Source organism: Sulfurimonas sp., from assembly GCF_050296975.1.
Lineage (GTDB): Bacteria > Campylobacterota > Campylobacteria > Campylobacterales > Sulfurimonadaceae > Sulfurimonas.
In genome coordinates this window covers 37,030-62,312 of record NZ_JBNKRX010000036.1, presented here as the reverse complement: position 1 = coordinate 62,312, position 25,283 = coordinate 37,030, and the positions used below count along the sequence as shown (strand labels likewise).

General features: G+C 26.7%; 24 protein-coding genes. 7 read left to right on the top strand and 17 right to left on the bottom strand.

Annotation, left to right across the window (positions count from 1 at the left end; genetic code table 11):
- Positions 1–16: 16 nt before the first annotated feature.
- Positions 17–3,745 carry a hypothetical protein gene (locus ACQY56_RS10980; protein WP_428738694.1) on the bottom strand — a complete coding sequence of 1,243 codons (3,729 nt, stop codon included), beginning with the start codon at positions 3,743–3,745 and terminating at the stop codon, positions 17–19.
- A gap of 126 nt (positions 3,746–3,871) precedes the next feature.
- On the opposite strand from ACQY56_RS10980, the gene ACQY56_RS10975 reads away from it, so the two are divergent.
- A complete protein-coding gene (locus ACQY56_RS10975; protein ID WP_428738693.1) occupies positions 3,872–5,398 on the top strand; it encodes a hypothetical protein in 1,527 nt (508 codons plus the stop codon).
- A 2,570-nt stretch (positions 5,399–7,968) separates the two neighbouring features.
- Here ACQY56_RS10975 and ACQY56_RS10970 read toward each other — a convergent pair.
- The 11 genes from ACQY56_RS10970 to ACQY56_RS10920 all read right to left on the bottom strand — a co-directional run bounded on the left by ACQY56_RS10970 (position 7,969) and on the right by ACQY56_RS10920 (position 15,982).
- Positions 7,969–8,118, bottom strand: a complete 150-nt coding sequence (locus tag ACQY56_RS10970; RefSeq protein ID WP_428738713.1) for a recombinase family protein — start codon at positions 8,116–8,118, stop codon at positions 7,969–7,971.
- 237 nt (positions 8,119–8,355) lie between these two features.
- Positions 8,356–8,481, bottom strand: a complete 126-nt coding sequence (locus ACQY56_RS10965) for a hypothetical protein (protein ID WP_428738692.1) — start codon at positions 8,479–8,481, stop codon at positions 8,356–8,358.
- Positions 8,482–8,529: 48 nt separating this feature from the next.
- Positions 8,530–8,661 carry a hypothetical protein gene (locus ACQY56_RS10960; RefSeq protein WP_428738691.1) on the bottom strand — a complete coding sequence of 44 codons (132 nt, stop codon included), beginning with the start codon at positions 8,659–8,661 and terminating at the stop codon, positions 8,530–8,532.
- Positions 8,662–8,853: 192 nt separating this feature from the next.
- On the bottom strand, positions 8,854–9,060 hold the full coding sequence (locus ACQY56_RS10955; RefSeq protein ID WP_428743764.1) for a DUF7222 domain-containing protein: 207 nt from the start codon (positions 9,058–9,060) through the stop codon (positions 8,854–8,856).
- Positions 9,061–9,216: 156 nt separating this feature from the next.
- Entirely contained in the window at positions 9,217–9,993 is a 777-nt protein-coding gene (locus tag ACQY56_RS10950; protein ID WP_428738689.1) for a J domain-containing protein, read from the bottom strand.
- Complete coding sequence (locus tag ACQY56_RS10945) at positions 9,986–11,464, bottom strand: hypothetical protein (RefSeq protein ID WP_428738688.1); 1,479 nt, start codon at positions 11,462–11,464, stop codon at positions 9,986–9,988. The genes ACQY56_RS10950 and ACQY56_RS10945 overlap by 8 nt, the downstream gene beginning before the upstream one ends.
- Entirely contained in the window at positions 11,449–12,996 is a 1,548-nt protein-coding gene (locus ACQY56_RS10940; RefSeq protein ID WP_428738687.1) for a VPA1262 family N-terminal domain-containing protein, read from the bottom strand. Before ACQY56_RS10940 ends, ACQY56_RS10945 begins: the two co-directional genes overlap by 16 nt.
- A 3-nt stretch (positions 12,997–12,999) precedes the next feature.
- Positions 13,000–14,502, bottom strand: a complete 1,503-nt coding sequence (locus ACQY56_RS10935) for a type IV secretory system conjugative DNA transfer family protein (protein ID WP_428738686.1) — start codon at positions 14,500–14,502, stop codon at positions 13,000–13,002.
- Between the two features lie 47 nt (positions 14,503–14,549).
- Complete coding sequence (locus tag ACQY56_RS10930; RefSeq protein WP_428738685.1) at positions 14,550–15,356, bottom strand: relaxase/mobilization nuclease domain-containing protein; 807 nt, start codon at positions 15,354–15,356, stop codon at positions 14,550–14,552.
- A gap of 18 nt (positions 15,357–15,374) precedes the next feature.
- Complete coding sequence (locus tag ACQY56_RS10925; RefSeq protein ID WP_428738684.1) at positions 15,375–15,743, bottom strand: hypothetical protein; 369 nt, start codon at positions 15,741–15,743, stop codon at positions 15,375–15,377.
- Positions 15,744–15,754: 11 nt separating this feature from the next.
- Positions 15,755–15,982, bottom strand: coding sequence for a hypothetical protein (locus ACQY56_RS10920; protein ID WP_428738683.1), 228 nt, complete (start codon positions 15,980–15,982; stop codon positions 15,755–15,757).
- A gap of 180 nt (positions 15,983–16,162) precedes the next feature.
- Here ACQY56_RS10920 and ACQY56_RS10915 point away from each other — a divergent pair, with 180 nt between their 5' ends.
- Positions 16,163–16,393: a hypothetical protein gene (locus tag ACQY56_RS10915; RefSeq protein WP_428738682.1), complete on the top strand. Its 231-nt coding sequence runs from the start codon at positions 16,163–16,165 to the stop codon at positions 16,391–16,393.
- A gap of 4 nt (positions 16,394–16,397) precedes the next feature.
- Here ACQY56_RS10915 and ACQY56_RS10910 read toward each other — a convergent pair whose 3' ends face one another.
- From ACQY56_RS10910 to ACQY56_RS10890, 5 genes are all read right to left on the bottom strand, one after another.
- On the bottom strand, positions 16,398–17,102 hold the full coding sequence (locus tag ACQY56_RS10910; protein ID WP_428738681.1) for a tetratricopeptide repeat protein: 705 nt from the start codon (positions 17,100–17,102) through the stop codon (positions 16,398–16,400).
- A gap of 150 nt (positions 17,103–17,252) precedes the next feature.
- A complete protein-coding gene (locus ACQY56_RS10905) occupies positions 17,253–17,570 on the bottom strand; it encodes a hypothetical protein (RefSeq protein ID WP_428738680.1) in 318 nt (105 codons plus the stop codon).
- A 46-nt stretch (positions 17,571–17,616) separates the two neighbouring features.
- Positions 17,617–17,844, bottom strand: coding sequence for a hypothetical protein (locus ACQY56_RS10900; RefSeq protein WP_428738679.1), 228 nt, complete (start codon positions 17,842–17,844; stop codon positions 17,617–17,619).
- 916 nt (positions 17,845–18,760) lie between these two features.
- On the bottom strand, positions 18,761–19,633 hold the full coding sequence (locus ACQY56_RS10895) for an ORF6N domain-containing protein (RefSeq protein ID WP_428738678.1): 873 nt from the start codon (positions 19,631–19,633) through the stop codon (positions 18,761–18,763).
- Positions 19,634–20,002: 369 nt separating this feature from the next.
- A complete protein-coding gene (locus ACQY56_RS10890) occupies positions 20,003–21,040 on the bottom strand; it encodes a hypothetical protein (protein WP_428738677.1) in 1,038 nt (345 codons plus the stop codon).
- A 584-nt stretch (positions 21,041–21,624) separates the two neighbouring features.
- Here ACQY56_RS10890 and ACQY56_RS10885 point away from each other — a divergent pair.
- From ACQY56_RS10885 to ACQY56_RS10865, 5 genes are all read left to right on the top strand, one after another.
- Positions 21,625–21,921 carry a hypothetical protein gene (locus tag ACQY56_RS10885; protein WP_428743763.1) on the top strand — a complete coding sequence of 99 codons (297 nt, stop codon included), beginning with the start codon at positions 21,625–21,627 and terminating at the stop codon, positions 21,919–21,921.
- An 86-nt stretch (positions 21,922–22,007) separates the two neighbouring features.
- Positions 22,008–22,706, top strand: a complete 699-nt coding sequence (locus ACQY56_RS10880; protein ID WP_428738675.1) for a S24 family peptidase — start codon at positions 22,008–22,010, stop codon at positions 22,704–22,706.
- Positions 22,696–23,376 (top strand): Rha family transcriptional regulator, encoded by a 681-nt coding sequence (locus ACQY56_RS10875; RefSeq protein ID WP_428738674.1) that lies wholly within the window; start codon positions 22,696–22,698, stop codon positions 23,374–23,376. Before ACQY56_RS10880 ends, ACQY56_RS10875 begins: the two co-directional genes overlap by 11 nt.
- Before the next feature lie 327 nt (positions 23,377–23,703).
- Positions 23,704–24,684, top strand: coding sequence for an AlwI family type II restriction endonuclease (locus ACQY56_RS10870; protein ID WP_428738712.1), 981 nt, complete (start codon positions 23,704–23,706; stop codon positions 24,682–24,684).
- A gap of 160 nt (positions 24,685–24,844) precedes the next feature.
- Complete coding sequence (locus tag ACQY56_RS10865; protein WP_428738673.1) at positions 24,845–25,267, top strand: DUF3995 domain-containing protein; 423 nt, start codon at positions 24,845–24,847, stop codon at positions 25,265–25,267.
- Positions 25,268–25,283 lie beyond the last annotated feature (16 nt).

The following is a 25,283-nucleotide window of genomic DNA, read 5'->3' as shown; positions in this document are numbered from 1 at the left end:
ATTAAATAAATTTATATTAATATATATTTCTTTCTTCGTCTTCTCTCTGTGCTCTTTCTTTACGAGATTCAAAACTTTTTTTAGCCCAAAGTAAAAAATCCATCACTTTTTTATTATCTTTGTTATCTTCAAGCATTTTATCAACATTAGATATCTTTTCATTTGCCACATGTACATAAGACCCTGTCCACCCTTCACTTTTAACAGTAATACTATAGTACAAATCAATATCATTAGGATATTCTTCTAGTAACTTGATTACTATTTCAGGTAAAGTATTGCTTTGAAAATCTATATTAAGTGAATCAGCAATTAAGTATTTTGCATCTTTAAATGGAGTGGTTTTTAACCATTCCACAATCTTTTTAGTATCTATATTTCTAAAAATAGAATTTGAATAATGTCTAGCTAAATATCCGCCTTGAGTAAAATGAAGATAAGTACTATAAGTTGGATATTTAGAAGGTTGTACTTCATCTAAATTATCTTTTAATTTATTCCAAAAAAAATCAGGATACTTCTCTAATATTTTATATACACTATCAAATTCACTACGTTCAAAATTTCCATTATTCTTAAATTCTATTAGAACTGATTCCCAAACTTTTTCTAATAAGGTTGTTGAAAATTCTAAACCATAAGACAAGTAACTTTCAGTCATGCTCACTATATCACGGTCTATTCTTACATTTTTACATTTTAATATATCGTTGCTTATATAGTAAGGTAAATATTTTTCTATCAAGTGTTTATTTTTATTTTGTTGTATATACTGTCTACATAATGGAAAACTATCACACTTATTTTCAATAATAGAATTAATTTTATCTATAAACTTTTCAAAATCATCTACTTTTACTTCTCGTAACCAAAAACCATAAATCAAGCGTTCTAACATTTCAGAAGCTATCTCTTTTTTTTCAAGAAGTGAAAACAAATATTCAAAAATAATTTCATTATTTCCATTAGACGCATAAATAAATTCAAACATTAAACTCTTATCATTTAACCTGTTATATATTTCATCAAATAATTTCTTGAATTGTGATTCATCACTCATCTTATTGTTAAATATATACCCAGTTATAAATCTCATATTAGAGTTTTTATCTAGTTTTGACATAAGAGCTAAAATATCATCATATAGAGTGTTTTCACTATCTATTAATGCAAGTTCTTTACCTATAAAAAAAGTATTAGAAGTATGACTATTTAATAATATATCAAAATCTTTAGTCTTAAAAAGATTTTCTGCTAATAATCTACAGTGCTGATTGAATACATCTTCATCATGATATCTATATTGTTCAGTTGAATAAAACATCTCTTTTACTTCATCAATATTTTCAGTACTAAGAGCTTTATTATTAAGAGTGTGTAGATATTTTAATACTTCATCTGATTTATCGCCTTTATCATGCTTTAACGTAAAAGAGATTTCTTCTAAAAACTTTCCTTTTAAATGGGTATTATCCTCTAAGTTATGCACTATAAAATCAAGAATCCATGTATCAATTTGCTTATATATTATTAGAGTTCTTAGCGTTGAAATTAAATCACTTAAAATTTTACCTTTCAAATAAACAGAGGAATGTTCATACAAAAATGCTATTAACTCTTTGAGCTTAACAAAATATTCATCAATTTCATCTTGAGTATTTGGACGATAATGTTCAGGGATATTTTCAGGAAAATTTTCACTATTTTTGTGACTACCAATATAACTATGCTTTGGATATGCATTAGATAAACTATCTAATAAAAACATCCTACTTTCTTTGTCCGAATACTCCTTATATAGTTCCTTTAAAAAGTTCAATCTATCAACAATATTTACTTCTGTTCCACTCAGTATCCATGTAAAAGAATCTTTAAAAATTCCTTTTGAATTGTTGCCCCAAGATTCATTTTCAGCCATGGCTAGTCTGAATAGAATTTTAGCACTATCGTTAAATGTATTTTCAAAAGAGATAAGTTTATCAAGAGCAAATACTATATACCTTCTCCCCTCATTAAACTGTAGTAACTCATCTGTTGATTTATCATGAAATAATTTTGTTAACATACCTATGGAATATTCTCTATCTTTTAAGCAAAGAGAATAGAAGATTTTTGAACCTAACTCATCATTTATTTGTTCATATGTGAGCTTCGATAGAATACGAAAAAGTAACTCCTTGTGTTGTCTTGAATCAAATTCAATACCTTGTAATTTTTCAAAGAAACTATTCATTAACCCTTGATTATCAAGTTTTATAAATAATTCATCAATAAATTCATAATCATATGTAGATAGAAACTGATTAAATAGATGAATAGAAATAGGTCTTGGACTTATATACAAAAATCTTCCAGCATTTCTAATAATGCCTTTTTTTATCAACTTTTGAATTATGACGGATGCTTTAGCTATATTAATATCAAAATGTTCAAAAATAATTTTTTTATATATTTTCACATCATCATTATCTGGAAAAAGCTTAAAAATTGAAATTGCTTGTAAAATAACAATTTCATCTGCATCATTTGTAATCGTAGAAAGTGTTTTATCTAATAATTGTGACTTTTCATCAGCACTATGTGTATCTCCAGATTCAACATCATAAGAACTAGCCATAAAGTATGCAAGTCTTGGATAACCTTCCGTATAATAAGCAATTTTTTTAGCTATATCATTATCTAAAATTGGATTGACTTTTTGAATCAATTCAACACTTTTCTCTTCACTTAAACCCTCTAAAGTAATTCTATATTCTTCTTTACAGTTAACTTTATCCTGCTCTGATAAAAGTTGATTAATTGTAATTATTACTAAATTTGAATATTGTTTTAGTCCTCTACATATACGGATATGATCTTCATAAGAACACTCATCAATGACAAAAATGACTAATTCTTGAGTGTTTTCCGCACGTTTCTTACAATATAATAACAAATCTCCAAAAAGTTCATCATTATACATTTGTACATAGATAACCAATTGTTTAAAATCATCATTATTTAATGCTTCATAAACAAACCTTGTTTTTCCAATTCCTGAGAATCCCTCTATTCTAATAAATGAAGATGTTCCTGTTCTAAGAGTGTTATTTATATTATCTCTAATTTGTAATATATCACTTTCTCTTTTTTCATCATTCACATATTCAACATCTTCACTATTTTGTCGTATTTCATTTTCGTAACTTTCAAATAATTCAAAGTACCTTGTATTAGGATTTTGTGTCAAATATATTTGAGGAATACTATTTGCCCATTCTGCAAGTTTTGTTAAATCAATAATTTTAACTGACACATTTGAATATCCATAATCATTAAACAAATCTTTTAAAATTTTTTCTTTAGCCTCAAGGTTACTTGCTGGTAAATCTGTTCTATTGGTAATTAAAATATATGTATAGTTTTGCTGGATATATTCTTTTAGTTTTGGTTTTAAATCTTTTGTTTTCTCATCTATAATTTCTTTCTCAAACCAAGCTTTCGCACCTATTTCAGCTGCTTTAAATTGGAATACAATACTGTTGTTTGGTAAAAATTGGTGGTTAGCAGGTATCTGTTTATTAAAAATATTAAATTCTCCATCTGAACCACCATCACCGGTTTTTGTATTTAATGATATATGTAATCCCTGATTTAATAAGTTTAGCTTTGCTATCTCATAATACATTATTTGATACACAAGTTTTGGTAACTCTACTTCCCCTAATCTTTTTATATCTTCATTATCTATTTCAAAAACTGCCATACTCTTCCAATTTAAATATTATTTTTAAATAAGTATACCTTTAATTATTTTTATCACAAATAATATAAGCAGTTTGCCTTAATTGAATACAATCATTTATATCAATCAATAGGAGATATTCTAGTTATGAACAATGAACAAACTGCTCTTTTTAAAATTCAAGAAGAACTTAATAAAAGACTTTTTATTATTAAAGAACTCTGTAAAAATTCAACTTTTGGGGAACTTGCTTATTTTTTATATTATATTCATACAATTAGAACACTAAAGATAAACGATTTAAATGACCTAACTCATATGAGTATTGATAGAGGTACCGATGTTTATAAATACATTATTTCATGTATTTATAAATATTCAAATATATCTATACCAACAAACGATTATGAGATAGAAAAAGATAAAGTTTTATTTCTTACAAAAATTGGGAATAGTATTCATAATTTTCATGAGTATTCATCACTCTTTACTTTAATTGATGATTTTGAGATGAAAGGGGAAAATAATAGATATGCTAGAATAGATTTTACAAAATCTTTAACTAAAAATCCAAATAAACAAAAGGCTATTCAATACGATTCACGCTTGGAAGAGTTTACAGCTAGCCAAAATAAAACTCCTTTACAACCTGATGAACTATTAGAAAACTTTAAAAAAAAATATACAAACTATAATAAAATATCTAAAGATATTTTTGGATTATCAATTCAAGAAATCAGTGTAAATATTAAACAGTTATTGAACAATTATTTAGTAAATATTAAAAATAATGAACAACATATGACTTATTTTGATAATGGCAACCTTGATGTTCAATCTATTGAAACTATCAGACAAGTTATAAAATCTTACATAGTTGATGAGAACTATGTCCTGCATACCTTTGGAAAAAAAGGAATGTCATTTATACGCAATTTTACATTCAAAAAATCTGATTTTAAATCTTTTGAATTAAACTATCATTATCTTGAAAGAAGACCACTATTAAAAATCAAGAATAAATATATTATTGTTCCTGAACTTTTACTAGATAGCTTGTTCACAAACTTCCATTATTCAATCATTGAAAACATAAAATATAAAGAAAAACATAAACAAATTATGTCTGATTTTTTTGTAGATGATATCATTCAAATAGCTAAAAAATACAATTTTAGTCATTCGGCTACAGGGATTGAATTATATAAAAGAAAGAATAAACTTGGAGATATAGATTTAATACTTAAAAATGATGATTATGATATTCTTATTGAAGCTAAAAATCATTCATTACCACTTAATGTTTATTTTGGTAATTTTGAACAATTAAATCAAAGATTAAAACAATTGCAAAATGAATGGGAACAGAAAGTTAATCAAAGATATGAACATCTTCTTGAAAATCATGAAAAATATAATATAAGAAAAAAATTTAAATATCTCATAGTAAGTCGATTTCCAGAAATTTTGGCTCACCATTCTAATTACTTAGTCCTATCCATAGATGAATTTGATTTTTATTTACAAAATAATGCAAAATATGAAAACTTTGATACATTCTATAAAGAGCGTTATCCTATGAAAGATTGGAATGAAGAACAAATGATGAAATTTATGCAAGAGTCATTAAATATGAATATACATAAAGAAAATGAAGATATTGATATTAAATAGACAGTTACTTGAAAGTAAAATTTAATTATTAATAAAATTATAAAAACTCTTTTAATTCTTCCAAATCTATTTTTTATAATTCAGTTATATAAGTTCTAATCTTAAAACCAAAATAAAAAAAACACTTACTAATTTTAGTAAGTGTTTAATTTTTAGATATTTCATAAAACAAGGATAAACAACAGCTTTATAAGGTATTGACATTCTTTCTCAATAATTCTTAAGATATTTTATATTCTTTGGGAACGTGGGGTTGTGAGTTCGAGTCTCGCGTTTCCGACCATTTGTAATTTTTAGTAGGAATAGCACTACTTACTAAGTACTGCTATTTTAATTCAATCACGTAATTAATTATTTATTTTTAAATTATTTATTAAAAAAACTCAATCTTTTTCAACAAAACTCTTATCAAATCAAAAAATATATATACTTTCAAAAGTATCATTAATTAATCAGAATACAGCGTAATAATAATAATCTTCTCCATCAATATTAACTTCATAATTGAAAGTAAAAAAATTAACTCATCATACCTTGTTGATATTGCTGATAATATTTTTTCATCCCATTCACAAAACAAATGATTTCAAAGTTATTTGATTTTGCTCTAGTTTTTTTTCATCTGCATACATAGTAGCGGTTTGCAAATCTAATTCATCCGACATAAATAAAGTATAATTTCATTTACTTGTTAAAAATCATTTTTTAGCTTCTTCATTTATTTCTTTTAAATACTCTAAATTATACTCTGAATCAATCAATTCATTAGCATTATTTATATAGAATCAATTACTTATAGTAAATATATTTTTAGAAAAGCTTTCGGAAATCAATATACACTCATCCAAATTATCTCATCAGAATTCATATCATTCCTTACAATCACATATGTATTCTCAATCTTCAATTTCTCAAGCATATCTTGAATTTATTCAAAATGTAGATATACAAATATTATTTGCATATTCATTATTATCATAAGATTTTTCTATATTATATGTTTGTTTAAGTTCATCAAATGTTCACTTTAATGAGAATAGTAGAAAAAACATAAATACTCATAAGACCATTAAAATAATATTTGTTTTTCTATTTATTTTCTTTCAATATTCGTTATCTTCTGCATCTCACTTTGAAAATATTAATGCTATAGGATTATAAATAGGAATCAAAATAAACCATCAACTTCTTCATAAGTCATGACATCTTTTTATAGACATATTTACATGAATGTATAATCATATAAATCATAAAATTAAAACAAAGATTGCAAGTAAAGTACTAGAATATAGATACATTACTATTGATAAAGAATAACTCACTACAAAAGCTGACATATAATAAATTAAATATCAATCTTGCCCAATCCTTCAACTTGCATTAAATAAATACTTGATTTTTTCTAAATTCTTTTTAGACATACAAATAAAATAATAAATAAAATGAAAACAATTATACTTATATGTAAAAATAATGATATTTTGAGAAATTGCAAGTCTACAAATCAATAAGATACTTAAGATACTCTAAACTTTTTGCAAAAAGTTTTCATATATCTAGCCCGAAACTATGACATATTTGTATAAAACAAGGATAAACTACAGCTTTATAAACTATTGACTTTTAGTTTTTATTATTCTTAAGAATATTTCAACTCTTTTGAAACATGGGGTTGTGAGTTCGAGTCTCGCATTTCCGACCTCTTGCTATTTTTAAAATCTCGAACTCTTTACAAATTCATAAAACTCTTTTAATTCTTCTAAATCTATTTTTGACAATTCTCTTAAATAAGTTCTAATATCAAACCCCTTGGAAGTACCAAAAGAGAAATTGAGCATTTTTGAGCTTTTAAATATAGGACTATCCTCTATTTTAAGCTCTTTTTTGTTGTTTACAAAAAGTTCAATCGCCAGCTTTCTAATAATATATGCTTTTCACTGATTATTTGTTCTAAAATAGCTTCCATAAAGGCTTCAAGCGAGTTCAATTAATATTTGGGACTTTTGCTCAGAATCATCATTTTTTAAATGCTTTTTTTGTTCTTGTAAATCTTTAATTTCATCTACTAATTTATTATTCTTTGATAGATATGTTTCATAATCTATTTTTCCATCCAATTGAAAATCAAGTAGAGTATCTTTTCTATTCTCTAAAATTAGGATTTTATTTTCAATATCAATTATTTGGTTTCATACATCAAATTTTTCATCTTTAATGATTTTCAAAATATTTTGTTTATCTACTTGTTCAAAACAAAGTTTAGAAGCTTCACTACTTTTTATTATTTCTCATAGCTTTTCAAATAATAAATTTTCACTAATATTTATCGTTAATTCACTACTTGATTTTGTAATGTAATAAATATTTCCTTTTTTTACATAAGAAGTTAATGTCATTCATGAACTATCTTGTATAAGTCACTTCAAATAGTAAGATTGAGCTTCCCTTTTTCTCAAAGTAGTGATTTTTTCATGCACTCCTTTTCAAAGTCAATTAGCTTTATCATACATATCTTTTGATACCAGTTGAGTATGTCCTCATATTATTTCTTGCCCTGCCCATTGAAAAATTCAATAATAAAACTTATTACATACTATTTTATGAATTCTTTGAGCTGTATAGTTCAGTTCTATAGTTTTTTTATATTTCTTTTTTAAATACAAAGCAATTGTATTATAGGCTTTTCCCTCTAATCTAAGTTGAAAAATCTCTTTAACTATTTTTGCTTCTTTTTTATCTACAACAATATCTTTATGTCACTTTTTTATCGTTATATTCTTATATCAAAAAGGAGCTTTTCAAGGAAATCTTTTCTTATTTTTCACAAAAGTATTCATCTTATCTCTTACATCTTTACTTCTATCCTCATTATCCATTTTTGATAATGATAAATCTAATTGAAGCAAAAACTTATCTCTTGAATTATCAGCTCTATACTCCCTAGAAGTTCATAATATTCATTTAATTTGTTCTTTATCAAGTAAGTCTATAACTCTTGATGTATCAAGATTATTTCTTGATAGTCTTTTTGGCTCATCTATTATTATAAAATCAATTTTTTTAGATTTACATAGTTGTATCATTTCATTAAATCAAGCTCTAGTTCATTCTGTTTTTGCACTTCTACTCTCTCAAATCTCTTTTACAACATCTAAAGAATAATTTGAAGCGACTCTTTTACAATTTTCTAATTGATGTTCAAGTGAGTTAGCTTGCTTATCATCTCTATCAGTTGACTTTCTATAATATATAATTGCCTTCATAATTTATTTAGTTATAAATCAAAAAAATTATCAAAATTTTCTATTAATCATCTCCAAAATTCAATTCTTAAATCATATGATTCTTTCAAAAAATCTTCTGAAATATCAGGATATAATTTTTGAAATTCTTTTTTATAGTCTTCGTAATTTTGCATATATCATAATGTTAAAATGTAATTTAATCAAATTTTTTTATCTACTCATCTCTAAATCATCATACAATTCTCTAGCTCTCTCTTCAAAACTAAGCCATGCAAAAAAGTTTTTCAAATCACTATGACTTGGAATATTTATCTCTATACCCTGCTCTTCTAATTCTGCCCTTAACTCTTCTATCTCTTCATAGTGTTTATCATAAAACTCATGTGTATCTTTATAATATATCAAACTTGGTACCATTCACGACTCACAACCGTATTGCAACAAATCTTCAAAGAACTCTTTTGGGCTATGATAATCCATAGCTTCCTTAATAACTTCCTCAGTTATACTTCAATGACTCTCTTCTAGTAATTGTTTTAGTTTTTCTCTCATAGTAAATAGTTATGAAATAATCTATTTTTTCCAACTTGAGACTTTCTCCCAAGCATTATTGATATTTTGTGTAATTTCTGTGAATTTTTCTATATTTTCAGGATGTAAATCAGGATGAAATTCTCTAACTAATTTTCTATATGCTTTTTTTACAGTGTTATAATCATCATCTACATTCACTCCTAAAACTGTATAAACACTTTCACTATAAAATCTCGCATACTCATCATCTTGTTGGGTATATGTCTTTTGTTCTTGTTTTGGTTCTTCATAACTTCTTTGTTGTGATGAATCTTTTTGTTTCTGCTCTTGTTTATAATCTTCGTAAGTTTGCTGATTATTGCTTTCTTGATATTCTTCTTTTTTATCTCTACTATCTGCCCTACTTTTTGCTTCAAAACCTTTAAAAAAGCTCTGAATCATTACATATAATGAACGAATCCAATTTATAAATCTAAGTACTTTATAATATAAAGTTACAAAGAAATAGTAGGTATTTGCAGTCATCATTTTGATAGTAAATATTGTGTCTTTTGTAAACTGAATAATGAATCTAGTCTGTGGTATTACAAGTCCTAAACCTACAAGCATTTTCAAATCATAAATCACTCTAGGGTCATCCATTGTAAAAAGCATATAAATTCCCATGAGGCTATAAAAAGAATGGAAAAATAAGCTTTCTGACTTTTTTGAAAAATAGAATGGTACAGAAAATAAAAGTGCTACAAATATGAAATTAGCTACATCCATATTTGAAAGTTCATTCATGAACTGTTGAATATAATTAATATCACCCATTTAATTCATCCATATTTTTATTAAAAATATTTTGATAGAACAATTCCGCTGTACTCATTTCATGTTGATTACCATTCTCAACAAAAAACTTTCTTGAGTTTACAAATTCTCTCATTTTTATTTCTATATCAGGCATAGCATACTGCTTGATGAAAAAACCATAAACAAAAAGTTTTGATAACAATTTAAACATAGAGTTGTCTTTGTCTGTTGCATCAATAAACCATCTATTGTTAATTTCTTCAATATCGTAAATAGTATGATTTATATTATTCATAATGTCTTTTTTATCCATGTATTCATTAACGTACATCAAAACAATATCAATCACATCCGATAATATTATATTTACAAGAGTATCATCATAATTATCTACAAAATCTATCCATCTAATGAAAATATTTTCAATTAGTCTTTTTTTTAATTTTTCATCTTTCAGGTATGCAAAGCAACTATTTAAAGCTTCTTTACTATCATTATCAAAGAACTTGTCAATTTTTATCTTTTCACCTATTATTAGTACTTTACTTTGATCTATTTGCTCTAATGCCAATCCTAATGGAGAGAACAATTGTGTTGCTCTAGATGGATATTCTAAATAATAATCTAAAAATTGACTCCATATCACTTCATTATTCGCTATTTTAACAATTAGATTTGTAAGTAATTCCCTCTCAGGCTTGAGCAAATTTAAACTATATTGATTATTAGATTTAAAATATACTGTCTCTCTAATGGTCTCAAAAAGCATCAAGTCACTGATTGATTTATTGGCTAACCTCAATCTATCTTCTATCGTCAATGCATGTGTTAAATATTTAATTTTTAGAGTTTCTTGATTCTCTAATATATTACATAAATCTTCAAAAAAAAGTTTATTCGAGATATAAGATAAAAAATCTATATATGGATGATATACTATTCCAATACCTCTCTGCAAAGAATCGATAAACTTATAAATATTTTTAAAATCTAAAGTTTTAATACCATTAGTATAAGCATGAACGATATCATTTTCCCAATGATTCATAGGAGTATTAGTTAAATCTAAATTTACTTGAAATCCATGGAGTATATCAAGACAATAACTCTTAAACTCATTTATATTGGTAAAAAAATCTTTTTCGTATAAAAACTCATATAAGATATAATCTTTATCTAAAAAGACAACTAGTGGTATTAACTTTATTTTTGAATGAGTATCTTCTGTATTAAACACTGCAAATATCAATTCTTGATATAACTTTTGCATTTCTATTTCATTATGTCCATAGTTCAAATAATTTAAATCTATAGAATAATACTTTTGCATGTCATTATAAACTTCATTGATATTATTGTCTAAAAAAAGCTTTTTATAGTCTTTTTCATCAAATAGTTCATAATACTTATCTAGAATATGAATGTTTGGTTGTATATTACCTATAGACTCTAATGAATTTTTTAAAAGTTCCGTCAATTGCTCTTCCATACTAAACATTCCCTTTTATCTAGTCCTATCCATAATTGATTAAATGCATTTAAAATATGTTGAGCATTTTTTACTTCTTGTAAAATATGATGTGCTTTTCCTAGCTGATTAACTGAAATACCCAATGACCAAACTTTAGGTTTTTCTAGAGGAAATATTAAAAATCTGTCATGAAATTCATAACCATTTGTGCCATATTTTCCTCTCACTTCTAAATTTAAAAATAAAAACTGTTTATCATCTTGATTAAATTCATTTTGCATATCAAAAATTACTTGTGATTTTTGTGAATCTTGTTTTAAACCTGTTATCGCTCTTAATTCAACATATGAAAATTTACTAAAATACAATGTATTTTTAATATCTGTAGCACTTAAATACGGGTCCCATAAATAGACCCCATTATTGCCATATTGATTAATTAAAAACCTTATGTCATTTAAAGCCTTAATATTTTCATCTTTTTTACCATAGTATTGAATAAATGACTTAGTTTGTTCTAAATATTTGAGTTCTTGCTCATATTTTCTGTCATGAATCCACTCATTAAATTCTTTCTTTTTTTGATTTGCTTTTCCAATACTGTTAGTTGAATTATGCTCTATTGGAATTTTTTGCACATCACCATTTAACTTAAAAACTCTATCTTGAGGACTTATTAAATTCATCTGAAAATTAAATTCTTTCATAATAGAGAATTTATTTCTATAAAGTAACAATGATGTATCTTTATCCATTACTTCAAGTCTAGTTCCAAAACAATCATCTAACATGATTTCAGTTAAGTTATTTTGAACCATTATTGAATATTGACGAACAATGATATTGTCATTATTTTCATACACTCTAATCTCTAAATTAGTAATGTCATATTTCTTTATTTTTGGAGAAATCTCAATATTTAATCCAGAATATCGTGGTGGATTGCCCAACCTATTTGTAGTATATTCAAGCTTGAAGATATTAATAGGAAATTGAAAAACCACATTTCCTAATCTATCAGACAGATTAGCAAGTTTAATTGGCAATATTTCTCCAATAGTTTCACTAAAAGCATTTAGCAATACGGCATTCTCTAGTAAAAACTGATTATTACTTTTTTCTTCATCAAAAAACTCTAGTACATATGAACCATTATAAAAGTTGTTTTTTAATATGTGATTGAACTGAGGCTTGATAAAAGAATCATTTGCTTGTATAAATTGCATATCTAAATATTTTAATTGTCCAACAGATAATTCTTTATCTATTTTGTAAATATTTTTATTTTTCAATAATTCAAAAAACTTCTTTATTTTGCTTATTCTTACTATTCTTCTTTTTATACCCCATTTAATATTTGATACAGAAGAAAAGATATTTAGTTTATCAGTTAATAAGCCTTCAATTTCTATCTGTTTAGTGTTTTCAAAAATAACTAATGTATAAATATTGAAAGCTTTTTTTTTCTTGTTGTCATATCCAAATATTTCAATCACTTCACATTTATTGTATATACCAACAGTATCTAAAAGTAAGTCTACATTTTCCACTCATTACTCCACATTTTCTAAATCAACATAAACCACCCTATCAGCATAGGTATTTTGCATTGATTGATAAGGTGCTAATCTTGAATAACTGTTGTACATCATATCTTTGAAATATGGTTTTACATCTAGCTTTAAAGGCTTTTTATTCGCATACACAAATAAAGCTTCATTATCTTTCATAGTTCTTATTTCACTTACACTCATAACACTCTCTTTTTCATAGTGATGAGTTCCATTAGCTTGTTGTTTTAGACTCTCTTTATGACCGAACATCTTTTCAAGTTGTGTTGCTAAATCTAAATCAGCACCGCTATATATTAGTTTTGAGGCAATACCACCATCAAGTATAGTCTTAGCTTCATTTTCAGAGTATTTTGCTACTAATTGATTGATATTTTGTAAGATAATAGAGATAGAGACTTTGTACTTTCTAATTGTTGTAATGATTGAAGAAAATCTAGGTATCTGCATATTCCCAAACTCATCTAATAAACAGTAAAGTGGATAATCTTTTTGTGTAGGCAGTCTATCCATCATCTCATTAAAGAGTTGAGCATAAAAGAGATTGAGTAAAAAGCTATATTGTTCCTGATATTGTTGTTCAATACGGATATATACGACTGATTTTTCTTCTCTAAATTTTTTAAAGTCTATAGAGTGAGAGTAAGTAAGTTTTTCAAGATTATCATTAATCCCGATAGGACTTAATGAAGCATTTGCAGTAGCTATAAAACTTTGAATAGTTTTTTCATTACCGTTGACAAACCCTTTGTACTCTTCAAAGGTTTTATCATCTGCATACGTCTTCACGAACTCATCAAGAGCCTGTCCGTTTCTTCCAAAATTGTTTAGCATATATCTAACATTTGCTAGATTGATAAATCGTTTGTCGTTTGTCTCTTTAAGTACCTTGATAAATATAGAGATTATATGCTTTGCTCCATCACTCCATATTTTGTCTTCTGCCCTTGTACCTTTCAGACCTGAAGAAGCTATAAGTATTTCACTAACCATATCAATTGAGATTGAACTTTTAGCATATTCAAGAGGGTTGTATCGTATAGAACTCTCTAAATCTTTCGGGTCAAGTACATATACTTTAAAGCCTTGAGCATTTAAATATCCGCTTGTTTTTTCATATAGCTCCCCACTTAGGTCAGTAATTACCATAGAGCAGTTTTCAGAAGCTAATTTAAAGATATTTGGAATTACATAGCTAGTAGTTTTTCCTCCACCTGTTCTGCTAAAAAGTGCCAAGTGGTTACAACTCTCTTTTAAAGAGAGTCTTTTCTTTTTTCCATCTATTAAAAGACCGTCATTAAAGCGTGAAAATATTTTTAACTCTTCTTGTTTATTCATCATCCCATCACTTTTAAGTGGTGGAGATGTTAAAAAAGATACTATCAAGCCTAACGGATTGAGTGCTTTAATACCCATTTTTCTAAATAGTCCGTTCATACCCATAAAAGCGATAAAAGTTATAAATATAAGAGCTAAAATTTCCATAGTGCATATTTTAGCTAAATTCTATTAGTTCTTGTTTTTCTTGAATATCATCTATCTCTATTTATATTTCTATCTTCTTTAGTTTTATCCCGTTTAATTTCTCTTTCTTTTATTCTTTCAAGTTTTGAAAGAGTGTTTTTGTATTGTTGTTCCAGTCCAAGAGTTTTTAATCTATAGTTTTTACCCTCGTAAGTAATACTGATAGTTTTACCTCTTTTATAGACTTTATAACCAAGATTTTTTAAATGATTATTGAGATATGTTAATGAACTTGCTTTATTGAATACACTTTGAAGATTGTTATATATCTCCTGTTTAATAGTTGTAGCACCTCTGATAGTTATTTCTTGCTCTTTTTGTTTAGCTTTAGATAGATTTTTACTACCTTGATACAAGGCTGTTTTTCTTAACTCAGGGTATCTTTGATTTTTATAATTTTCCAGTTCTTTTTGAATATAGGCATACTCTTTTTTTGATAAGCGAATACGTTTTAAACCACCTATTTCATTGGCACTTATCATCAAATGTACATGAGTATTATCTTTATCTTGATGTACTACTCCAAAACTTAAATGATACATTGCTCTTAGGCTGATATACTTATCAACAAGATCTAAAAGTATTTTTTGTTCTTGTTCGGATGAGAGATTATTTTTGTCTAAAGATATTACTTCATGATAAAGATATAAATTACCTCTAGCACCTTTTAAATACCTTGCGTTATTGTAGAACTCTTTGAGAGTTTTTTCTCTGTTATATGCGTTAGAATAAGTGTTTCGTGAAAATCTATATGTAGCTTCTTCACGACAAAAATAGTCATAGAGTTGAGAAAAAGATTTACTTTTTCTGCTCATAGATTTTATTATCATAATTTAGATTTTTTGGATTAATTTCTTGAACTCTTCTTCGTAGTTTTTGAGCGCATTAATGAGTATACTTATATCAATTTGCTCAGTTATATTAGTTTGATGAGCTATTTGGTTGATATTATTTGCAATCCCTCTTGATATACGGATATATTCATTAATAATCTCTTGTTTCTCTTGAGTGAGAATTGTTACAGAAGAGCTGTTGAGTGAACCATTAACTATATTTTTTGCGTAAGTGTTTACACTTACATCAAAAAGTATAGCTCTTCGTTTTAGTTCATCATAAAATGGAATGCTTAACGGAAAAGTTACAATCTTATTTTTTTGACTATAACTTTTCTTGTAAGCTTTTTGATACTCTGTAGTTGTCATGTTTTTTTTACTTAGAGTGTTTTTATAGTATTAGCAAAATATTTTGCTAGTTCAATTAAAGGATATGACACATCTCCAACACCTTGCTGAATATATGAACATCCATGTCCTGCACGTCTGAGTCTATCAAGTGTAGATATACTCATACCTGTTTCACGAGACATCTCTTTTTTAGAGATAGCCATCTTTTTATACTTAGTGTATAAAGTATCAAATATTACTTTTTCTTCACTACTCATTTCGGACTCCTTGAATGATTTAATGAATGATAAAGTATAATAACTTATGTATTTATTAATTTATTGCATCATTTTATTATATTATTACTCAATAAATATATTTGAGTAGATTTAAATAGTTTAGTGATGTTAATATATTCTTTATATGTGATACTATATACTTTTTACAAAGGATATAATTTGACTGAACAAGAAAAAGACCAAAGAAAAAATAGAAGTGTTGGTAGACCAAAGCTTGATGATGAGCAAAAAAGGGAGAAACGAATTACTGTAGCCCTAACTCAAGACGAGTATGATTATTTAGTGAAAATGCAAAAAATGCTAAACAGACCTACTCTCTCTTCAACTATTCTTTTCTTCATGGAGAGAGGTCAAGAAGCTGTGAGAGATGATTTTAGTAGGGAGAGATAAATATTTAATAATAATTATGATACTGAATAATTTTAGAAGCCTTATCACCATTTGCAGAAGCTAAACTAAAATAATGGGAATATTTTTCAGTATTCTTTTCCACTAGACTACCTGTTCTATACATAATACCTAACTTTCTTTGAGCTATTCTATTCTCCAAATTAGCACTTTCTTCCAAACTTTCAATTGCCCTTGTATAATCTCTATTTTTGTTATATGCAACTGCTAAATAAAATAAGGTTTTTGAATTAGAAGGGTCTAATAAAACTGCTTTTTGACATAAATTTACCATTTTTTCTGAATTTTTTGCTCTTACTTGCTTCTCTTCAAATATATACGGTTCTTTATAATCAATACCCTCATAACATTTTTGATTTGTATCTTCTAGTTTATTTTCAGATTCAGTTCGATTATCTCTAATATACTTTTGAATAGTTTTATTTATTTCTTTGTCTTTTTTATTATATTCAGGAATAGAAAACTCTTCAGATAAAATTTCTGTTTCTACTATTTTAGATATTAAACTCTTTTTTTGTTTCTCTTGTTGTTGTTCCATATATTCATATTGTGCTATAAATTTACCTAGAACAAAAGCACCTGATACACATGCTACTCCTATAGATACTGCTGTTGAAATTGCTATAGAGGAAACTTCTTTTTTCATCATTCTCTTTTTTTTAAGAAAATTTTGTAAATCATTCTTTATCAATTTTATTCCTTTATTTATACGATTAAGGGTTTTTAGGGATAGGACTTGTCCTAATTTCCCTGAACAAGTTTCGCATTTGTAAATTGAATTCTCAAGAATTCAAGAGCATATGCAAACTTGCTATAGCCTTTCCAAGGCTATATATTGTTCTTAAGAATTCTTCTGAAATGCTACGATGAACAATCCGAAGATAAAACAGATAACAATAAAACTTTTAAATGGATTGGCTTTGACATATGGTACTTTGAAAATTAGAAAACCTGATATTACTCCAACAAGTAATGATGTACCAGTTCCAACTCCAAACATATTTTCTAGAACCGTTGCAGTAAATGCAGATGTAAACAACCATACAAAAGCATAGCCTATATAATAGAATAAAAAGTTTCCAACACCTTTGGCAAACTGAGCATCTTTTTGTCTTTGATATTCTTCGTATCTTCTAAAATCTTCAAAGTCATCATCCATTTTAAAAACCTTTTTCTTGATAGATTTGATTATACAAAAGATAGTATTAATTCATTATTTTTAATTTCATATTACCTTGATTCCATTCAGGGTAATGAAAAGATAAAATCTCTTCATGGACTCCCCTTTTAACTTTCAAAGAGATTTTATCTATAACAACCAACTTAGTATTTTTTTGCCTGTAAAAACAAAATACTTTTGGTTTTTTAGTGATTTGAATTTTTTTGAGGATATCCACAAAAGAATTCATCTCCTGTTTGAAAGCTTTATTCATAATACTTTCAATACAATTGATAGCACTAGTTCTTCAAGAACTTCATCAATCTATGTCATTTATGTAAAAAGTATGATTTAAGAGGTCATAATAATAGATATAACTCTCATCTTCTCATAAGCTATTACACTCAGAAACATATACAGCTTTTAGTAGTAAATCTTTCTTCTCTGTTTTTATTTCAAGTAAGGTTTCAAATAGACTCATTTGTTTTGATTTAAAATGTAAAATAGTTGCGCAACTAAATTTATTAAAACACATTTTTGGATTTTTGACAAAAAAATAAGCCTACTTTTTGGCTTAAATTAGCTAAAAATAGAGGGTACGAAATGTCAATTTTTTGGAACAAAGAATTGTAATCATATAGTCAATACTTATGAAAATTTATTATATGAATGAGATATTAACACAGCATTAATTTTTTAGTACAAAAAGAGAAATCCTAATAGAATTTCTCAAACTCATCTTGAGCTTTTTCAGATGTAAAATATATATGACTATCCATATAGTTTGTATATATCTCAAATTCATCTGATTCATTTTCAAATAGTTCTTCATGAGATTCGATGAATTTACAAGCTATTTGATTTAAAGCTTCATTGATTAGATAGTTAATATCAGATTTAAACTCTTTTCAAAAGTTGAATTCAACATTTTCGATGATATCTGATATATCAAGAGAGTGTTCTTCTACTCTATCTATTAGAAATTTAACATCTAGGTATCAAGAGTTAGTAATAGAAGATATTACTGATATAAGAGTATTTTCATTCATAATCACAAAAATTAAAAAATAAAGTATGTGATAAGAAAAAAAATAACTACTCAAAAAAGCAAGGTGGAGACTTGTACTACCTTGCTTTTTTGAGTTTATTTTTTTAGCATAGATTATTTTGTATTTGTTTTAGACGATGATTTACAGAAGCTTTAGAAGATGTGTGTAGTCTTGTATTTTTGAAAATCCAAACACTTTTTTCCCTAAGTCTTTCAAACTTGCACCTATATGATAAACCTCTTGTTCATCAATGATTAAAAATCTATCATGAAAGTTCTTATTTGTTTTTACATCAAGTTTTCTGTATTGTTTGTTGTATTTTTCAATATCTTGTTTTAAAGCTTTTGTAACTGTGTGAGTGTAAAGCGTAATATCAACATTTTGATTTTTACTCAGTAGTGTTAATGTTGAGTCATCTACATAGTTGTCTATAACGATGATGCTTTTTGTTGCTTTCCTGATTAAATCAGATACAAAAGTATGAGCATCAAATATTTGCCCGTTAAAGAAAATTCCTTGAGTTTGTACCTGTTCACCACTTTCAAGGGCTTTGAAGATTTTATCAAACTTTTCATCACTTTTAATCTCATAAGCTAATTGTCTTTTTTCTATATTTTTTAATTGCGTTAAATAAAATTCATTACTAGCTATGAACTTTCTCATATTCACAAAGCTGTCTATAATCTTAATACTAACTTCTATTGCTGTTTTACTTCTCAAAACTGCACTTAACATTGATACACCTTGTTCTGTAAAAACATAAGGAAGAGATGTTGAATGTTTGAGTGTATTTAAGTGGTCGCAATTTGCGACCAGTTCATTTTTTTCATCTTCATTTAACTGAAATCTAAAATTTTCAGGAAATCTTTCAATGTTTCTTTTTACTTGTTCGTTTAATCTTTTTGGTTCTACACCATAAAGCTCTGCTAAGTCTCTATCTAACATCACTTGTTTATCTCTAATAGTATAGATTTTTGATTTAATATCTGTATTCGTAGTTGTAAGTTCTTGCATACTTTTTCTTCATCTTATTAGTTTAATATTTTTAAGGTCACAAATTGTGACCTCAAGTTTTTAACTGATTATATAATAATTAATATACAAAGCAATATATTGTGTTAATATGATGAGATTTGACTTACTGATTTAAAGGGACTAAAAACAAAAAATATAACAAGTTTTGCTATAATCTTTTCAATGAATTTATATATGAGAAGGACTAAAAAGAGGTAGGACTTTTGAAGGACTAAGCTCTAAAAAGACCTTACAAACTCCTGTATAGCTTGAAACTAGATGGAATTCGAATAACTATATAATAACACTCAAAAGAGAAATATTTAGCCTTATATCTCAGCTAAAATATTTCTCAATTTCAACATTACATTAAGAGTTATAGTACTTAATTGTAAGGGTATTGTTTTCCACTTTTGCTAAAACAATTTGTGCATTTTCACCAAGTAATGTTCTTAACTGATTATTGAGTGCATTACTTAATGCTTCTCTAGTAGAGTTTGCAGCAAATACACTTTTGATTTTAGCTATAACAGCATTACGAATTTTTTTGCGAAAACTAGTCAATCCATTTACAGCATCTTCAATGAAATCTGGAACATTTACAAGATCGATAGTAATTGGAAAATCTACTTCTATGTTATCATCTTCATATGTAACACGTCTATTCTCAACTGTTAAGCCTAACTTAACTGTTAAATCCATATGTCCAATATTTGCATCAAGTGTACCTTTTATTTCATGTCCTGATGTTTCAAAAACTACATTCATATCAATATAACCATTAGAAAAGTCACTATTTCTATTTCCTAATGCCACATCAACTGATTTAGAATTAATATTTGATATGTGTTCCCTTATTTTTATATCGGGAACTGGCCAAGGCATATTGATATTTTTACTATACCCTGGAATAGTAAAATGTTGATCTCCTACATTCATAGATGCTGGAAAACGTATATAACTATTGTTATCTCCGTTTGTTAAATGGATAGTTATCTGCTCTAATGTTTGTTGCACAAATGCATCAATCAAAGAAACAGGGACTTGAATAGTTTTTATCTCTGTTGTCCCAGGATAAGAAAGTGTGAGTTTAAAAATCTCAGTTGAATTTTCTTTATTTGTCACACGTGCTTTCCATACTCCAGTATCACCAGCAGAGGCTGAAGAATGAAGAAAAGTTTTGATACCAAATCCTCCATCCAAACGACTAACAATTGGTGATGTTGTATTTGGTTTATATATTTCCAAAAGTCTTTTTGTAGGATCAGGAGGAAAAATACGATCCCATTTTGCCGAAGTCATAGCAACAATTGCTCCAGCATTTGGAACTGTTGCTTCAATTTCTAATGATTCATTAGGACGGAGGTGTCTTGAGATACTTACTGACTCTGTTAAATATTCTGACATTAGTTTTCCTTTCTATTCTTGTTTTATGCTAAAGCCTTAATACCAGCAACTTGTTAAACATTTTTATCTTTGGCTTTTTACAATATATATAGATAATAAATAACTAATAAAAATTATTTTTGTTTAACTACAGTAAAAAATTATACATATTATAAAATAAAATAAAACTTATTAAGTTAAAATAAAAACTTTAAGAAGATACATATCTTATAAGTGTAAATCACTCATCTGTTTCATGTTTCGTTCTCAAAATTAAACATGCAAAATGTTCATTTAACACTTTTTTTTAACAATTAAACGACAAAATGTTCAAATAACGGCTATTATATTTTTAAATGTACATTGAATTTTGGAAGTTTTTCTAAAAAAATGACAAAAATATTACTTTTACAATAAAAACCCAATTTAAATAAACATTTTTTGTGTCATTTAATTTGGATATATAGAGCTGTTTTGTATATAATGTTTGTTGAATAAATTGTTGTGTCTGCATACAAAATAAACTTTAGTTAAATTATTTCAAATCTTCCTTATTGTACAATAGGAACAAAATATAAAATGAGAATCATCACATGACCCAAGTTATGAAAACAACTATAATTAATGAAGAATATACTTTCACTTATAATAATAAAGATATTAAAATATATAAAGATGATGTAATATCATTTTTAAAAAAATTACCAGATAATAGTATTGATGTAATAGCTACTGACCCCGCATATTCAGGTATGAATAATAAATTAAAACTTGGTAAAGGAAGAATAATAGGTAAATATGCAGATAAAGGTCAAAAAAATTCCAAATGGTTTGAAGAGTTTGAAGATAGTGAAGAAAACTATATTGCATTCCTAACAATCCTTTTTAGTATTATTTTGTGAAAGTGATGTAAACGATAAGAGTATTATAAAACAATTTGTTTCATTTGTCAATATATTTGAAACAAAATATTTCAAAAAGGTATTTTATGAGTATTGATACAGTAGGTCTACGCTTTAGTGAGGCTTTAGAAGATATATTTGGTAAAACTAATAACAAAAAAGTAGCAGAAAAGTATAATATAACTCAACAATCTGTAGGACAATTGAAAAAGAAAAAGGCACTAAATGAAACAATATCTTTCATTTGTGCAAATGAAAGTATTAATTTAAATTGGATACAAACAGGCAAAGGTGAAATGCTACTTGAAGACAATAATAAACCACTACAAGAGCAACAGATCAGTAATGATAATCTAGTAGAAATTACATACTATGAAGACATAGTTGCATCTGCTGGAGGTGGAGCATATAACCATCAACACTCAGCTCCAACATTAGTAGCTTTTGATAGAAACTTTTTAAAAACACATCTAGGTCTTAGTACATTTGAAAACATTCATATAATCACTTCAACAGGCGACAGTATGGAACCTACCATATCAGCTGGAGAGCTACTGTTTATAAGTCCTATTGAAAACGAAAGCAGTTACATAAAAGAGGGTGGCATCTATATCATCATGTGTGAAGATACAGTGCTTGTAAAAAGGGTCTCTAAAGACAATATAAATAAAGAGATCACACTTATAAGTGATAATACTATATATCCACCAAGAATTATAAAGCTAGATGACTTTAATAACTGTAAAATACTTGGTAGAGTGATAGGTCATTTTAATGGATTATAATTTAATATCTATAAAAGATAAAGAGATAGTTGCATCGCACAGAGATATTGCACTTGGAACAGACAACACAGCACAACATATAAAAGAGTTAATAGATAAGTATAAAAATGACTTTGAAGAGTTTGGGGTTATTCGGTTTGAAACCGAAAAACCTCTTAAAAGCTCTACAGGTGGTAGACCAGAGATAACTTACTACTTAAATGAACAACAAACAACACTACTTTTTACATATCTTAGAAATAGCGAAATAGTTCGTAAGTTTAAAGTAGCACTTGTAAAAGAATTTTACCAGATGAGAGAAATGATTATATCTTATCAAAATGATAGTTTAATGGCTAAGTACATCAAGCTACAAGATGAAAAAATAAAGCTCTTAGAAGACCTACAAAAAGCTAAAAACAAGGTTGTTAAACCAAAGCTAACATTTGCCATGAGAGAGGAACTCTCTAACCCTATAAGGCAACAAAAAAAGTATAGTGATGAAGAGTATGAACTACTGATAACTATGTGCGTAGAAGGTGTACCACTTGCAACAGTCGCTAAGACACTAGGTCGTACACATGGTTCGGTTCTAAAAAAAGTATCTAGGATGATAAAAGATAGAGTTCTCTTATCTAAAAAAGCAAGTGATTCACACTGCTATATAGATAATAGAAAAAAGAAGATTTAAATATACTGTAAAGCATATTTAAACACCATTTAAAAATTATCTAAAATTAATCTATTTTCTTAAGTTTAAGCTATAAATGGAGATTAGTAAAAATATATTGTACTATAAAAATACTTTTATAATCCTATTTATAGGGGTTAGTAGTAGGCGATTAGCTACGCGATAAGTAGGCGATTAGCTATGTTTTTGACTTAAGATTAAGAGTTTTTATAGTATATTGTGAAGTTAAATAGTATCTTAAAGCCCTATAATAAGAGGTTTTAACTTTAAGGTTTGAGGTTATGATCTTTTTAACAAATAAACCTATGACATTTTTAACCGCGATTTATAAGAGATTATGGAGATGCTTTTATGCGACATATTAGAGCAACACAAATTATATCATTTGAGAAAAGAACATTAAGACTTATTATCTCTCAATCAAAACTAAAGGATGTTGATTTTATATTGAAAAATATCAATAAAGATGTAAATAATTTCAAAACTGAAAAAGATTTTAAAGACTATTTATTTTCATCAACAAGCTTACAATTGTTTACAGATGATGAAAGTAAACTTGTTGAAAAATTAACTGAATTAGGAGAACAAACTCAAATAGGTGAATATTCAATTAATATACTAAAAGACAAAATAGATATTTTAGAAGAACAGATTTTTAAAACAAATATAGAAAATACAAAAAAAGAGTTAAAAACATACAAAGATTTTGATGATATTATAGATATATTTGAACAAATAAAAAATAAAGATGTACCAGATGCTCCATTATTCTTAGAATGGAATGTATGGAGAGCATTAGTAATGATAAACTATTCTAAGAGAGTTGATGGTAATTTTATTATGGATTTAGAGGGTATACCATTAAATACAGCAGGTGGTGGAAAACCTGATATAGAAGCAGAATATAACAATTTTGGTTTAATTACAGAAGTGACAATGTCAGGTGGAAATACACAGTTTAATATGGAAGGTGAATCTGTCCCTAGACACTTTGGAGATTTCAAAAAATCACTTGGAAAAGAAACTTATTGTTTATTTATTGCTCCAAAAATTAGTGAAGGAGCATTAGCACATTATTTTAATCTAAATAGATTTAATACTAAAAGATATGGTGGTCAAACAAAAATAGTACCACTAACAATAGACCAATTTATAGAATTTTTACATACTGCTAAAAATAATAATTTTAATGATTCAATAAAACTACAAAACTGGATGGAAAATATTTGTAAATATAATCAAACTTGTGAAGATGAAGAAGAATGGAGTTTATTTATAAGTAAGAGTATTGAAAAGTGGGCTGCTTAAACAATTAAACTTTAAAGACACAACAAATCAGAGGAACTAACAAGATTACATTGCGGATAATTTGAATTTTTACTTTGTAATTTAGTTTCATAAGAGTTCAAATACTTATAAAGTGTTACCATCTTGTATTTCACTTCAAACGTACGCACAAAGGAACAAGATGGATTTTATAGCAATCATTACAATTTTTGTATTAATCGTTATAGGATTGTTTCATTTTTACTGGGCTTATGGTGGAAAAATTGGTTCAGATAAGGCTTTACCAACAAAAGATGGTGAGCTATTGTTAAATCCGAGCAAAGCTTTAACATTTTTTGTCGGAATTATTTTAATTGTTTTTGCACATATTGCATATGGATTGCAATTTTATGATTTCACAATCAATACAAATAGAAGTTTTTATTTGTACGGGGGATTATTTTTATCAATAATCTTTACTATAAGAGCAATAGGAGAATTTAATACTGTTGGATTTTTTAAAAAAATAAAAGACACTGAGTTTGCGATATATGATACAAAATATTATTCACCGTTATGCTTACTATTAGGGCTATCATTTGCTATCCTAGCATACAATGTATAGGAGCGAATGAGCAGCC

Excerpts from the sequence above, each read along its gene's own strand:
- ACQY56_RS10885 (WP_428743763.1), top strand. The coding sequence starts at position 21,625 with ATGAAAACAACTATAATTAATGAAGAATATACTTTCACTTATAATAAT.
- ACQY56_RS10895 (WP_428738678.1), bottom strand. The coding sequence starts at position 19,633 with ATGCAAGAACTTACAACTACGAATACAGATATTAAATCAAAAATCTAT.
- ACQY56_RS10875 (WP_428738674.1), top strand. The coding sequence starts at position 22,696 with ATGGATTATAATTTAATATCTATAAAAGATAAAGAGATAGTTGCATCG.
- ACQY56_RS10980 (WP_428738694.1), bottom strand. The coding sequence starts at position 3,745 with ATGGCAGTTTTTGAAATAGATAATGAAGATATAAAAAGATTAGGGGAA.
- ACQY56_RS10925 (WP_428738684.1), bottom strand. The coding sequence starts at position 15,743 with ATGACAACTACAGAGTATCAAAAAGCTTACAAGAAAAGTTATAGTCAA.
- ACQY56_RS10960 (WP_428738691.1), bottom strand. The coding sequence starts at position 8,661 with ATGAAGGCAATTATATATTATAGAAAGTCAACTGATAGAGATGATAAG.
- ACQY56_RS10865 (WP_428738673.1), top strand. The coding sequence starts at position 24,845 with ATGGATTTTATAGCAATCATTACAATTTTTGTATTAATCGTTATAGGA.
- ACQY56_RS10905 (WP_428738680.1), bottom strand. The coding sequence starts at position 17,570 with ATGGATGATGACTTTGAAGATTTTAGAAGATACGAAGAATATCAAAGA.
- ACQY56_RS10890 (WP_428738677.1), bottom strand. The coding sequence starts at position 21,040 with ATGTCAGAATATTTAACAGAGTCAGTAAGTATCTCAAGACACCTCCGT.
- ACQY56_RS10920 (WP_428738683.1), bottom strand. The coding sequence starts at position 15,982 with ATGAGTAGTGAAGAAAAAGTAATATTTGATACTTTATACACTAAGTAT.
- ACQY56_RS10950 (WP_428738689.1), bottom strand. The coding sequence starts at position 9,993 with ATGGGTGATATTAATTATATTCAACAGTTCATGAATGAACTTTCAAAT.
- ACQY56_RS10945 (WP_428738688.1), bottom strand. The coding sequence starts at position 11,464 with ATGGAAGAGCAATTGACGGAACTTTTAAAAAATTCATTAGAGTCTATA.
- ACQY56_RS10935 (WP_428738686.1), bottom strand. The coding sequence starts at position 14,502 with ATGGAAATTTTAGCTCTTATATTTATAACTTTTATCGCTTTTATGGGT.
- ACQY56_RS10975 (WP_428738693.1), top strand. The coding sequence starts at position 3,872 with ATGAACAATGAACAAACTGCTCTTTTTAAAATTCAAGAAGAACTTAAT.
- ACQY56_RS10930 (WP_428738685.1), bottom strand. The coding sequence starts at position 15,356 with ATGAGCAGAAAAAGTAAATCTTTTTCTCAACTCTATGACTATTTTTGT.
- ACQY56_RS10965 (WP_428738692.1), bottom strand. The coding sequence starts at position 8,481 with ATGATACAACTATGTAAATCTAAAAAAATTGATTTTATAATAATAGAT.
- ACQY56_RS10900 (WP_428738679.1), bottom strand. The coding sequence starts at position 17,844 with ATGAATAAAGCTTTCAAACAGGAGATGAATTCTTTTGTGGATATCCTC.
- ACQY56_RS10955 (WP_428743764.1), bottom strand. The coding sequence starts at position 9,060 with ATGGTACCAAGTTTGATATATTATAAAGATACACATGAGTTTTATGAT.
- ACQY56_RS10880 (WP_428738675.1), top strand. The coding sequence starts at position 22,008 with ATGAGTATTGATACAGTAGGTCTACGCTTTAGTGAGGCTTTAGAAGAT.